The following is a 206-nucleotide window of genomic DNA, read 5'->3' on the forward strand; positions in this document are numbered from 1 at the left end:
GTTTGGCGCAGAGCAGCGCGGACACCGTCGCCGACCAGTAGGTACCCGAACACGCCCGGGCCAGCGCCTCCATGGCGTCGACCTGGGCCGGTCCGTCGGCCCCGGTCCCACCGATCTCCGCCGGGTGGAAGAGCCGCAGGTATCCGCTGTCGACGATCTCGGTCCAGTTCTGGCGCGGTATGCGGCCCGTCGTGTCGGTCTCGTCG

General features: G+C 70.9%; 1 protein-coding gene. It reads right to left on the reverse strand.

The annotated features are described in order from the left end of the window. Nucleotides 1–206: acyl-CoA dehydrogenase family protein (locus BFF77_RS32480; protein WP_141698630.1), on the reverse strand; the 206-nt coding region annotated here is incomplete at both ends.

It is taken from the genome of Streptomyces lushanensis (assembly GCF_001700515.1).
In the GTDB taxonomy this organism is placed as follows: domain Bacteria; phylum Actinomycetota; class Actinomycetes; order Streptomycetales; family Streptomycetaceae; genus Streptomyces; species Streptomyces lushanensis.